Origin of the sequence: Glycomyces dulcitolivorans (assembly GCF_003265355.1) — a bacterium.
Classification (GTDB): domain Bacteria; phylum Actinomycetota; class Actinomycetes; order Mycobacteriales; family Micromonosporaceae; genus Glycomyces; species Glycomyces dulcitolivorans.
The window spans coordinates 1-12,473 of sequence record NZ_QFRW01000254.1; the positions used below are offsets into that span (position 1 = coordinate 1).

Annotated in this window: 11 protein-coding genes; 6 read left to right on the top strand and 5 right to left on the bottom strand. The window is 71.4% G+C overall.

What is annotated here, in order from left to right; all coding sequences use genetic code 11:
- The 3 genes from DI269_RS16860 to DI269_RS16870 form a co-directional block, all read left to right on the top strand.
- Positions 1-1,223 (top strand): S1C family serine protease (locus DI269_RS16860; RefSeq protein ID WP_157975047.1); only part of this gene is annotated, 1,223 nt, incomplete at its 5' end.
- A 79-nt stretch (positions 1,224-1,302) separates the two neighbouring features.
- A complete protein-coding gene (locus DI269_RS16865) occupies positions 1,303-1,791 on the top strand; it encodes a Sec-independent protein translocase family protein (protein ID WP_157975048.1) in 489 nt (162 codons plus the stop codon).
- A 39-nt stretch (positions 1,792-1,830) separates the two neighbouring features.
- On the top strand, positions 1,831-2,187 hold the full coding sequence (locus tag DI269_RS16870; RefSeq protein ID WP_112137912.1) for a VOC family protein: 357 nt from the start codon (positions 1,831-1,833) through the stop codon (positions 2,185-2,187).
- A 98-nt stretch (positions 2,188-2,285) separates the two neighbouring features.
- Here DI269_RS16870 and DI269_RS16875 read toward each other — a convergent pair whose 3' ends face one another.
- From DI269_RS16875 to DI269_RS16890, 4 genes are all read right to left on the bottom strand, one after another.
- The gene (locus DI269_RS16875; protein WP_112137915.1) at positions 2,286-2,822 is read right to left on the bottom strand and encodes a hypothetical protein; all 537 of its coding nucleotides are present in this window, start codon (positions 2,820-2,822) and stop codon (positions 2,286-2,288) included.
- Positions 2,823-2,930: 108 nt separating this feature from the next.
- Entirely contained in the window at positions 2,931-4,022 is a 1,092-nt protein-coding gene (locus DI269_RS16880; protein ID WP_112137917.1) for an amidohydrolase family protein, read from the bottom strand.
- A gap of 46 nt (positions 4,023-4,068) precedes the next feature.
- A complete protein-coding gene (gene ffh, locus DI269_RS16885; RefSeq protein WP_112137919.1) occupies positions 4,069-5,604 on the bottom strand; it encodes a signal recognition particle protein in 1,536 nt (511 codons plus the stop codon).
- A gap of 124 nt (positions 5,605-5,728) precedes the next feature.
- Positions 5,729-7,033, bottom strand: coding sequence for an ammonium transporter (locus tag DI269_RS16890; protein WP_112137921.1), 1,305 nt, complete (start codon positions 7,031-7,033; stop codon positions 5,729-5,731).
- A gap of 511 nt (positions 7,034-7,544) precedes the next feature.
- On the opposite strand from DI269_RS16890, the gene DI269_RS16895 reads away from it, so the two are divergent.
- Both DI269_RS16895 and DI269_RS16900 read left to right on the top strand, forming a co-directional pair.
- On the top strand, positions 7,545-8,549 hold the full coding sequence (locus DI269_RS16895) for a LacI family DNA-binding transcriptional regulator (protein WP_198667498.1): 1,005 nt from the start codon (positions 7,545-7,547) through the stop codon (positions 8,547-8,549).
- Between the two features lie 45 nt (positions 8,550-8,594).
- On the top strand, positions 8,595-11,009 hold the full coding sequence (locus DI269_RS16900) for a cellulosome protein (RefSeq protein WP_112137926.1): 2,415 nt from the start codon (positions 8,595-8,597) through the stop codon (positions 11,007-11,009).
- Between the two features lie 48 nt (positions 11,010-11,057).
- Here DI269_RS16900 and DI269_RS16905 read toward each other — a convergent pair whose 3' ends face one another.
- On the bottom strand, positions 11,058-11,903 hold the full coding sequence (locus DI269_RS16905; RefSeq protein WP_112137928.1) for an aldo/keto reductase: 846 nt from the start codon (positions 11,901-11,903) through the stop codon (positions 11,058-11,060).
- 147 nt (positions 11,904-12,050) lie between these two features.
- Between DI269_RS16905 and mscL the strand changes: the two genes are divergently transcribed.
- Positions 12,051-12,437, top strand: coding sequence for a large conductance mechanosensitive channel protein MscL (mscL, locus tag DI269_RS16910; protein WP_112137931.1), 387 nt, complete (start codon positions 12,051-12,053; stop codon positions 12,435-12,437).
- Positions 12,438-12,473: the final 36 nt, after the last annotated feature.

Sequence of the window (12,473 nt, forward strand, 5' to 3'; positions counted from 1 at the left end):
CCGCAGTGCCGCAGGCTCCGGCCACCGGGCAGTCGGCGCGGTCGTCGGCGTGGTGGAATCCGGCCGCTCCCGCCGACCCGTGGCGCGACCCCGGGAGCCGGGCCGTCATCGAGACCCGGCCGGCACCGGCCGCGACCCCCGTCGAGCCGCTCCCCGAGCGCCCCAAGGGGACCGCGCGGGCCGGGCTCGGGCTCGTCGTGGCAGTCTCGGCCGTCACCGCGCTCATCGCCGGGACGCTCGGCGCGGCCATCGGCATCTGGGCCACCCGCGGCGACGGCGGTAGCGGAATCACCGGCGCCGACCCCGAGACGCAGCGCGACCTGTCCTCGGTCGCCGGGGTGGTCGAGCAGATCATGCCGTCGGTCGTCACCGTCCTCACCGCCGACGGCGGCAACGGCTCCGGCTTCATCGTCTCCGACGACGGGTACCTGCTCACCAACCACCACGTGGTCGTCGGCGGCGGCTCCGAGCCCGCCGAGAGCCTCCAGGTCCTGTTCAGCGACGGCACGGTGACCACCGCGGCCGTCATCGGCTCCGACCCCGACTCCGACGTGGCCGTCCTCCAGATCGAGGGCGGCGACCACCCGGCAATGGTCCTGGCCGACTCCGACAAGGTCGCCGTCGGCGACCCGGTGCTCGCCGTCGGCGCGCCGCTCGGGCTGTCGTCCACCGTGACCGAGGGGATCGTCTCCGCGATCGACCGGCCGGTGCTCACCGAGAACAACAACGGCGAGGTCGAGTCCGTCATGGCCGCGATCCAGACCGACGCGGCCATCAACCCCGGCAACTCCGGCGGGCCGCTCACCGACATCGCCGGGCAGGTCATCGGCATCAACACCGCGATCGCGTCCACCGCCGCCGAAGGCGAGGCGGGGAACATCGGCATCGGCTTCGCGATCCCGATCAACCAGGCGAAGCGCATCGCCGACGAGATCGTCGCGACCGGCAGCGCCACCCACACCGTGCTCGGCGCCGAGCTCGGAGAATCCGAATTGGGCGTCGGGGTCACGCTCAGCACGATCGTCGCCGGCTCCCCCGCCGACGACGCCGGGATGGAGGACGGCGACGTCGTGACCAGCTTCGACGGCACCACCGTCACCGAGAACACGCAGCTGATCGCCCTCATCCGCAAGCTCGCGCCGGGGACCACCGTCACCGTCGTGTACGAGCGCGGAGGCGAGGAGCACAGCGCCCAGGTCACTCTAGAAGCCGCCGTGGACTGACGTGGGGGTACGCTAGGCGGAGGTTTTTCAGGTATCAGCAGTCACAGTCGGTCATCGGAGGGTCAGCGTGTTCGGAGGCTTGGGCGGAACCGAGTTCCTGGTCATCATCCTCATCGCGATCTTCCTGTGGGGCCCCGACAAGCTGCCCAAAGCCCTCGCGAACCTCCGCCGGTTCATCTCCAAGGCCCGCAACATGGCGTCCAACGCCGCGGCCGACCTGAGCCGCGAGATCGGCACCGACATCAAGCCCGAGGACCTGAACCCGAAGACGTTCGTCCGCAAGCACATCCTGACCGAGGACGACCAGGAGATGCTCACCAACCCGCTCAAGTCGACGATGCGGGACCTCCAGGACGGCACCAAGCCCCTCAAGGACGGCCTCACCGACGCGACCCGCGACATCGAGACCACCCGCCGCAGCGTCAACCGCGGCGCGATCACGCGCGGGACGAACGGGTCCGCCAACGGGAACGGTGCCGCCAACGGCTCGACGGCCGACGACGCCGGCGAGGCGGCCCCCGCCGAGCGCACCCGCGGCCGCGCCGCCAGCTTCGACGACGTCACCTGATCCGAGCCCCGCGTCGTACCCGGCTGGAACACTGGCCGCATGATCGGAAAATGGCACGGACTCATCATCGACTGCCCTGATCCGTCGTCGCTCGCGTCCTTCTACGAGGAGCTGCTCGGCATGGTCAGGGTCCAGGACGACGGCGACTGGGTCGTCATCGGCGACGCACCGGACCGGCCCGGCGTGGCCTTCCAGCAGGTCGAGGGCTTCCGGCCCCCCACCTGGCCCACGCAGGAGGCCCCGCAGCAGATGCACTTCGACGTGCGGGTCGCCGACCTCGACGCGGGCGAGGCCGCGGCGCTGAAGATCGGCGCCAAGCGCCTCGACGGCGGCGGGGAGACCTACCGGGTCTTCGCGGACCCGGTCGGGCACCCGTTCTGCCTCGTCACCATGTAGCACCGCCACCGTGCAGTACCGCCGTGTGGCGCGGTCGCCAAGCAGCGCAACGAAAAAGGCGACCCGGGCGATGCCCGGGCCGCCGAAGTTCGCCGAGCCTAGTACGTGGTGGTGGTCGCCGCCGTGCCGAACATGGCGAGCAGGCTGCCGACCGCGATCAGGGCGATGATCGCGAGCGCGCAGACGATGATGCCGAGGACGAGGCCGGTGATGGCCTGGCCCTTGCCGGCCGCGAGGCCCTGGTTGATCTTCTTGATCGCGATGCCGCCGAGGATCGCGGCGGTCACGCCGCAGACGAGGCTGATGAGGCCGCTGACGTAGGGGATCGGCAGGCAGAGGATGCCGACGCCGATGATGCCGAGGACCATCGAGGCGATGGCCTGGCCCTTGGGCAGCTGCGGTCCGTACGGGCCGGGGGCGCCGTACTGGGGCGGGTAGCCGGGCGCTGCGGGCGGCAGCTGCGGCGCGGCTCCGTAGCCGGGCTGCTGGGGCTGGGAGGGCTGGCCGTAGCCGGGCTGCTGCGGCTGCGGGCTGTAGCCGCCGGGCTGCTGGGGCTGGGACCCGGGCTGGTTGCCGTACGGGTCGTACTGGAAACCGCCCTGGCCGGGCTGGTCCGGAGTCGGAGGATAGGTCATCGCTGCACTCTCTGCTCGGGCGGAAACGGCGCGGGGAGGTTCACGATAGCCGACCGGCGCCACTGCGGTGTGACGAGGCCACTTCGCAATTCGGGTGAATCTGCTGCATCAGCGGGCCAAGAGGCGGCCGCGGAGGATGATCAGGGCCGGTTCGCGGGCCGCGGCGACGTCGGTTCGGGGGTCGCGGTCGTAGACCACGATGTCACCCAGATCGGGGGCGAGGCCGAGCCATTCGCGGGCCTCCCAGGACGCGGCGGCGACCACGTCGGCGGCGGGGATGCCCGCGCGCTCGTGGAGGAGGCGCATCTCCTCGGCGGCGAGGCCGTGGTCGATGCCGCCGCCCGCGTCGGTGCCGAGGCGGACCTTGACGCCGGCCTCCCAGGCGGCGCGCACGACCTCGGGGAAGCCGCGTTTGAGGCGGCGCATGTGGTCGGCGTAGCGGGGGAACTTGGCGTCGGCGTCGGCGGCGATGTCGTCGAAGGTCTCGATGTTGATCATGGTGGGCACCAGGGAGATCCCCTTGGCGGCCATGGTGTCGAGGAGGCCGGTGGAGAGGCCGGTGCCGTGCTCGACGGAGTCGGCGCCGGCGTTCACGACGCACTCGACGGCTTCTTCGGAGAAGGTGTGGACGGCGACGCGGGCGCCTTCGGCCTGGGCGGCGTGGATCGCGGCGGTGAGGACCTCGGGTTCGAACGAGGGGGCGAGGTCGCCCTTGCCGCGGTCGATCCAGTCGCCGACGAGCTTGACCCAGCCGTCGCCGAGCTTCGCCTGGCGCGCGAGGGCGCCGACGACCTCGTCGGGCTCGCATTCGAGGCCGATGCCGCGCAGGTAGCGCCTGGAGGCGGCGACGTGGTGGCCGGCGCGGATGAGCCGCGGGAGGCCGTCCTCGCCGACGAGCTCGGGGTACGGGTAGGGGGAGCCGGCGTCGCGGATGGCGAGGACCCCGGCGTCGCGGTCGGTGCGGGCGAGGGCGCGGGCCTCGTCGGCGCTCTCGACGGGCGAGGCGCCGCGGCGGATGCCGATGTGGCAGTGGGCGTCCACGAGGCCGGGCAGCGCGTACCCGGAGGTCGCGACGGTGCGCGCGCCGGGGACGGGGTCGAAGGTGATGCGGTCGCCGTCGACGTAGAGGTCGACGGCGGTGTCGTACGGCAGCCAGACGACGCGGAGGTGGAGCGGCGCGAGCGGTTCGAGTGCAGTCATCGCCTCGCAGTATCGCCCGCGCCGCACGGCTTGTCCAGCCGGGCCGCTACTTGTCCTTGCCCTGGTCCTTGAAGAACTGCTCCAGGTCGATGTCGGGGAGGTCGGCCGGGTTGAACCCGGAGAGGTCCGGCATCTGGCCGGGGAGGCCGCCCTGCGGGAGCTGGGGGGCGCGCTGCTGGGAGGCGGGGCCGCCGCGGCGGACCGTCTTCTTCTTGGCGCCCTTCTTGCCCTTGCGCTTGGTGTACGGGGACTTGGTGGCCTTGCCGGTGGGGACGCCCATGGCGCCGCTCATCTGGCGCATCATCTTCTGCGCCTCCTTGAACCGGGCGAGGAGCTGGTTCACCTCGGAGACGGTGACGCCGGAGCCGTTGGCGATGCGCAGGCGCCGGGAGCCGTTGATGAGCGCGGAGTCGCGGCGCTCGGCGGGGGTCATGGATCGGATGATCGCGGTGGTGCGGTCGATCTGCTTGTCGTCGATCGAGTCGATCTGCTGCTTCATCTGGCCCATGCCGGGCATCATCTTGAGCAGGTTGCCGATGGGGCCCATCTTGCGGATGGCCTGCATCTGGTCGAGGAAGTCCTCCAGGGTGAAGTCCTCGCCCCTGAGGAGCTTGTCGGTGTACTCCTCCTTCTGCTTCTCCTCGAAGACGGCCTCGGCCTGCTCGATGAGGGTGAGCATGTCGCCCATGCCGAGGATGCGCGAGGACATCCGGTCGGGGTGGAAGACGTCGAAGTCCTCCAGCTTCTCGCCGGTGGAGGCGAACATGATCGGGCGCCCGGTGACGTGGCGGACCGACAGGGCCGCGCCGCCGCGGGCGTCGCCGTCGAGCTTGGAGAGGACGACGCCGGTGATGCCGACGCCGTCGCGGAACGCCTCGGCGGTGTTGACGGCGTCCTGGCCGATCATGGCGTCGATGACGAAGAGGACCTCGTCGGGGTTGACGGCGGCCCGGATGTCGCGGGCCTGCTGCATCATCTCCTCGTCGATGCCCAGGCGGCCGGCGGTGTCGACGATGACGACGTCGTGGCCGCGGGTCTTGGCCTCGGCGATGGAGTCGGTGGCGACCTTGACGGGGTCGCCGGTGCCGGAGCCGGGCTCGGGGGCGTACACGGCGACGCCGGCGCGCTCGGCGAGGACCTGGAGCTGGCCGACGGCGTTGGGCCGCTGGAGGTCGGCGGCGACCAGGAGCGGGGAGTGGCCGTCGCCCTTGAGCCACTTGGCGAGCTTCCCGGCGAGCGTGGTCTTGCCGGCGCCCTGGAGGCCGGCGAGCATGATCACGGTGGGGGGCTGCTTGGCGTAGGAGATGCGGCGGGTCTCGCCGCCGAGGATCGCGATGAGCTCCTCGTTGACGACCTTGATGATCTGCTGGGCGGGGTTGAGGGCCTTGGAGACCTCCGCGCCCTTGCAGCGCTCCTTGATCTGGGCGATGAAGGTCTTGACCACCGGGAGGGCCACGTCGGCCTCGAGGAGGGCGAGGCGGATCTCGCGGGCGGTGGCGTCGATGTCGGCATCGGTCAGGCGGCCCTTGCCGCGGATCGACTCGAAGATTCCCGACAGTCGATCTGACAATGCGTCGAACACGGGCGGACCTCTCGGTGGGTTGACTGGTTCCTACGAGCTTAACGGGGTGCGCGGGCGGGCGCGAAAACAGGACGGCCGCCCCGTGGCGGGGCGGCCGTCCTCAGCGGTGACGTGAAGTCTTCGCTTAGGCGCTGACCTTCTCGGGGTCGGCGGTCGCGACGGGGGCGTCGAGGCCGGAGTTGCCGTTGACGGGCAGGTCGTAGCCGGCCTCGCCGTGCTGGGCGGCGTCGATGCCCGCGAGTTCTTCCTCTTCGGAGATCCGGATGCCGATGGTGAACTTCAGGATCAGGCCGATGACGAAGGCGACCACGGCGGAGTAGACCAGGACCACACCGGTGGCCGCGGCCTGCTTGCCGAGGAGCTCGAAGCCGCCGCCGTAGAAGAGGCCGTCGACACCGAGGACGTTGGCCTCGGCGAAGGCGAACAGGCCGAGGGAGACCGAGCCCCAGAAGCCGGCGACCATGTGCAGGCCGACCACGTCGAGGGCGTCGTCGAAGCCGAACTTGTGCTTGAGGCCGATGGCGAACGGGCAGATGATGCCGGCGACCGCGCCGATGGCGATGGCGCCGAGCGGGGTCACGTAGCCCGCGGCCGGGGTGATCGCGACGAGGCCCGCGACGACGCCGGAGCAGCCGCCGATGATCGAGGGCTTGATGCCGCGGAGGCGGTCGATGAGGAGCCACGCGAGGACCGCGGCGGCGGTGGCGACCTGGGTGTTCAGGAACGCCAGGCCGGCGAAGCCGTCGGCGGCGAAGGCGGAGCCGGCGTTGAAGCCGAACCAGCCGAACCACAGCAGGCCCGCGCCGAGCAGGACCAGCGGCAGGTTGTGCGGCGCGAAGTTGCCGTCCTTCCAGCCGATGCGGCGACCCACGACGATGGCCAGGCCGAGGGCGGCGGCTCCGGCGTTGACGTGGACCGCGGTACCGCCGGCGAAGTCGAGCACGCCCCAGTCCTCGATCCAGCCGCCGCCCCAGACCCAGTACGCGACCGGGCAGTAGACGACGATGACCCAGACGGTGGCGAAGACGACCCACGCGGAGAACTTCATGCGGTCGGCGACGGCGCCGGCGATGAGGGCGACCGTGATGATCGCGAACATCATGCCGAACGCGGTCCACACGGCGTTGGGGACGCCGCCCAGACCGGCGGTGCCGAGGACCTCGATCGCGTGGCGCGAACCGAAGAGCGAGGTGAAGTCGCCGATGAAGGGGTTCTCGCCGGTGCCGTCGCCGATGGCGAGCGACTCCCCGATGAGGACCCAGACGACACTGACGAGGCCGATGGCGACGAGGCACTTCATCATCATGTTGATGACGCTCGTCGCACGGGTGAGCCCGCCGTAGAACAGGGCGAGCGCCGGAGTCATGAGCAGGACCAGGGCGGCTGAGGTAAGAATCCAGGCTGTGTTGCCGGTGTCGAGACCCTCCATGGGCGTGCCGCCTCCTCTCCAATAGGTAGTTGCTTCGGGCTGAGTAGGTGGTCCGGCGTTGAGGGGGAGCGACGGTGCTCGGGAGAGTGGTCACGCGCCGGCCTTGCGACCGGCGCGTGAATCTCCTACCTACCGGAGTGAAGCCAGCTTCACCGTGACGTGTTACGCGACCCCGGCCTGCGTGTTAAGAAGTTGTCGCCAAAGATTTCGAGTGTGTGAACTCACCCTCACAGGCGGGGTTTTCCGCGAGGTCGGTGGCGCGGGTGGGGCCGATGCGGCATTTGGGGGCATTGACGAGCTCGAATGAACCGTTACTTCGGCATGACCGCTCCGTTACCGAACTGTGCTCTAATGTCAATGGAACATCAGATAGGTGAACGTTCACACCGGGCGGCGTATCGTCGTACTGAACCGGGGCGCTCCGCGCGCCCCGGAAAAGCATGCGTGCGAACGAACATGGAAAGCGACGGCAGCGATGGCGCAACCGAAGAAGGCAGCCAGTATCTGGGACGTGGCGCGGCTGGCCGGCGTCTCGCACCAGACCGTATCCCGGGTCGTCAACGGCTCCCCGCGCGTGGCCGCCGCGACCCGCGACAAGGTCCTGGAGGCCATCGCGGAACTGGGCTACCGGCCCAACCGGCTCGCCCGCAGCCTCGCCGGCGGCGCCGCCGAATCGGTCACCGTCCTCACCGCCGACACCTCCCTCTACGGGCCCGAGGCCGCGCTGCGCGGCATCGAGAAGGCCGCGCGGGCGCTCGACTGGAGCGTGCAGATCTCCGTCCTCGACCCCGCCGACACGCATTCGGACGCCGACATCATCGCGCGCCTCCCCCGCGCCGGCGAGCCGACCATCATCATGGCCCACGACGAGCCCGGCATGCGGGCCAAGCAGGTCCTGCTCGACCAGCAGCCGCACGCGATGGTCGCGATCGGCCCCTACACCGCCGAGGAGCTCGCGGCCTCGCCGTGGCTGGTGGGCATGGACGACGGGAAGGCCGCCGCCGAGGCCACCAGGTACCTCCTCGACCTGGGCCACGCCACCGTCCACCACCTGGCGATCCCCACCTCCACCGGCACGTTCGGCGGCGGCAAGGCGCACCGCGCCGAGGGCTGGGCGCGGGTGCTGCGCGAGGCCGGGCGGCCCGTCCCCGAGCCGGTGCCGTCCGGGTGGACCATCGCCGAGGCGTTCAAGGCCGTGCAGCCGCTCGTGGCCGACCCCGAGGTCACCGCGATCCTGTGCGGCAACGACCACCTCGCGCTCGCCACGATGCGCGCCGCGCACCTGGCGGGCCGCTCGGTGCCCGGCGACCTGTCGATCGTCGGCTTCGACAACACCCCGTTCTCGGCGTACACGACCCCCGCGCTGACGACGGTGAACCAGGACTTCGAGAGCGTCGGGCGCGGCGCGTTCGAGCTGCTGCGCCACCGCGTGGACGGCTCGATCCCGCGCCCCGTCCCGGGCTGGCCCGAGCCCGAGCTCATCGTCCGCGAGACCTCGGGGCCGCCCTCCTCCTGACCCCTGGAGGCGCGACCCTTGCACCACCCCCGAAAGGCCCAAGCCATGAACCCCGTCCCCTCCGAACCGCCGGCGGGGCCCTCCGGCCCTGTACCCCGAGCGCAGTCGCGGCTGGTCGCGGACTTCGCGACCCCCACCGGCCCGGTCCTGCACGGCGCGACCGGGTCGCTGTACGGCGTCGCCGAGGACGGCGTGCCCGGCGACGAGCTGCTGGACGCGCTCGACCTGACCACGCTCGCGGCGGGCCCCGACGGCGGCGCGCAGCACCCCGGCGGGGACGCCTCCAGCGCGGTCGCGGTCCTGCGCCGCAACGGGGGTCCGCGGGGGACGGCGGGCCTGGCGTTCGTGTACCTCCAGGACCTGTTCGCGTCCTGGCCGTACGAGGACGTGGGCATCGACGTCTACCACGAGCGGCTGTGCGAGTTCGTCCCGCCGATGCTGACGGAGGCGAACGAGGGCCGCCTGGTGTTCGTGCCGTTCAACGAGCCCGACTGGATCTGGTACGCGCTCAAGGAGGACGACCCGGCGCGGTTCGACCGGTTCATGGCCGACTGGACCACGACGGTGCGGCTGCTGCGCCGCCTCGCCCCGGGCGTGCCGCTGGCGGGCCCGAACGAGGCGTACTTCCACGGCCGGTTCCTGCGGCACTTCCTGCGCCGCGCCCGCGACACCGGGACGCTCCCGGAGTGGACGGCCTGGCACGAGCTGTCGCCGAAGTCCCTGGCGGAGTTCAGGGGGCACCACGCCGAGTACCGGGAGCTGGAGCGGGACCTGGGGATCGCGCCGCGGCCGGTGAACATCGACGAGTACGCGAACAACCGGGACCTGTCGGTGCCGGGGCAGCTGGTGCAGTGGGCGGCGCTGTTCGAGGACGTGAAGGTCCACGCGGACATGGCGTTCTGGACCGCCGCCGGGGGCTACTCGGGGGCGGCGCCGCAGACGAACGTGCCCAGCGGCGCGTGGTGGCTGCTCAAGGCGTACTCGGGCATGACGGGCACGACCGTGCGGGTGACGCCGCCGCTGCCGGACACGCCGGACACGCTGCAGGGCATCGCGAGCATCGACCTGGAGCGGCGGACCGCGCAGGTCCTGGCGGGCGGGTGCGACGGGGACGTCGTGATCGGCCTGGAGGGCCTCGACCCCGACTTGTGGGGAGAGGCGGTGACCGCGACCGTGCACCGGATCGACTGGACCGGGTACGAGGGCGCCGCCGGGCCGCCGGTCGCGCTGAGCCGGGTCACCGGACCACCGGGCAGCCTCGACATCCATGTGCCGCAGGCGGACCGGATGGCCGCGTACTGGATCGCGATCGCCCCGGGCGAGGGGGCGCCGCTGGAGGCGCCGCCGTGGCGGGGCTCCTGGGAGGCCGAGCACGCGCGGATCACCTCCGGCGAGGTCTCGCGGCAGGGGCACCCGGGCGAGGGCGACGGGTTCGCCGCGTCCGGCGAGTACGACGTCAGCGGCCTGAACATGAACGACTCGGCCGTCCACTTCACCGTCGAGGTCCCCGCCGAGGGCGGGTACGACCTGGCGGTCTTCTACTCCCACATGTACGGCCGCGGCGCCGAGGCGACCGAGCCGCAGCCCGCGCAGCAGGTCCTGTCGGTCAACGGGGCCGAGCGGTTCGTCGAGTACCCCTCGACGATGAACTGGCAGCACCGCTCGGTCGTGCACGTCCCGGTGCGGCTGCGGGCGGGCGAGAACACGGTCGAGCTGTCGAAGTCCGGCGCGATCGGCACCGCCCGCGGCGAGGTCGCGCTCGACAAGATCGTCCTCACCGAGGACCGCCCCGAGCGGGGCTCCTACGACGGCGCGTTCGCCCGGCATGACCGCACCGCCGACGGGAAGGCCCCGGAACCGGTGTTCGACGTGTACGCGGCCGAGGACCGGTACCACCGGATCACCGGCGCCGACCGCGGCGTGCTGCTGGGGCCGCAGAACCAGTGCGTCCCAGTGGACCTGACGCGGCCGGTGTTCCTGCACGCCGGGGTCAACCGGCTGCGGGCCGCGGCGGACCGGATCGAGGTCGAGCCCGCCGAAGGGCCCGCATTGATCGAGGTGGACGCGGCCGAGGCGGTGCGCTCGGGCGGGTCGTGCCTGATCGTCAACGACTTCGCCGGCGGCGGCCACGTGATCGGCTGGAACGGGCGCGGCGCGGCCGCGTCGATCGCGTTCGAGGCGGGCGCGGGGCCGCACGCGCTGCTCGTCAGCTACGCGAACGGCGAGCGGGCCGAGGGCCGCGAGTTCGATGTGGACATCGTGACGCGCCACTGCGACCTGCTCGTCAACGGGAAGCAGGCCGGGCGGTACCCGATGCGCGGGACCTGGACGTGGAACGACTTCTGGACGTACCCGCTGATCGTGGACCTCGTGGCGGGGCGCAACACGATCGCGTTCGGCAACGAGGACGGCCCGACCGCCGAGTTCGAGCGGTTCCGCATCGCCCCGCTGAACCCGTAGCGAAGGCCCGCGCCGGTCGGCGCGGGCCGTTCTGTTCCCTTGGGCGGCTTACGCGGAGGCGAGGCCGTCGAGGGTCGCGTACTGGGCGTCGGTGAGGACGACGGCGCGGGCGCCGACGTTCTCCTCCAGGTGCGCGATCGAGCTGGTGCCCGGGATCGGCACGATGTTGTCCGAGCGGCGAAGCAGCCACGCGAGCGCGGTCTGGGCGGGGGTCGCGCCGACCTCGGCGGCGATCTTGCCGACCGGCCCGTCGGGGCCGGCGTGCTCGCCCGCGGCGATCGGGAACCACGGGATGAACGCGATGCCCTGCGCGGCGGTGTATTCGAGGACGGCCTCGCTCTGGCGGTTGATGAGGTTGTAGAGGTTCTGGACGCTCGCGATCGGAGCGACCGCCTGGGCCTCCTTGAGCTGCTCCACGGTGACCTCGGAGAGGCCGATGTGGCGGATCTTGCCCTGCTGCTGAAGATCGGCGACCGTGGCGATCTGGTCGGCGATCGGCAGTGCCGGGTCGAGGCGGTGCAGCTGGTACAGGTCGATCGTCTCGGTGTTCAGGCGGCGCAGGCTCAGCTCGACCTGCTGGCGGATGTACGCGGGCTGCCCGAAGGGGACCCATTCCGCGGCGTTCGGGCGGGTGTTGCCGCCCTTGGTGGCGATGACCAGGCCGTCGGCGTACGGGTGGAGGGCCTCGGCGATGAGCTTCTCGTTGTCGCCCAGGGCGTACGCGTCGGCGGTGTCGATGAAGTTCACGCCGAGCTCGACGGCGCGGCGCAGCACCGCGACGGCGGCGGCGCGGTCCTTGGGGGGCGTGAAGATGCCGGGGTCCCCGGTGAGGCGCATCGCGCCGTAGCCGAGCCGGTCCACGGTCAGGTCGCCGCCGATGACGATGTCGCTCATGGTTCTGCCTTCTCTCGGTGCTTCGGTGCCTGGTCCAACCCCCGCGGCGGGCGGGATTGTTCCCGATCGGGTGGTATCGCCTCGGTCACAGCGACACCGCCGACCACGGCCGGAATTGCGGCCGATTCGGATGCGAGACTCTTGGGCATGATCAAAGGTTTCAAAGACTTCCTGATGCGCGGCAACGTGGTCGAACTGGCCGTCGCGGTGGTCATGGGCGCCGCGATGACGGCGCTCGTGACGTCCTTCGGCGACGCGTTCCTCAACCCGCTCATCACGCTCGTCACCGGCGGGGGCGACGTCGGCGGCAGCTTCACCGTCAACGGCGTGGTGTTCCCGTACGGCGTGTTCATCAACGGCCTGCTCGTGTTCTTCCTGACCGCGCTCGCGGTGTACTTCGTGATCGTGCTGCCGATGAACAAGCTGCGCGAGCGGTTCATGGACCACGACGACGTGACCGAGGAGCTCCAGGCGAGCGAAGTGGTGCTGCTCCAGGAGATCCGCGACCTCCTGCGCGAGCAGCGCCAGCGCTAGGGCCCGTTTCGGGGGCGGCGGCACCGGGCATCCCGG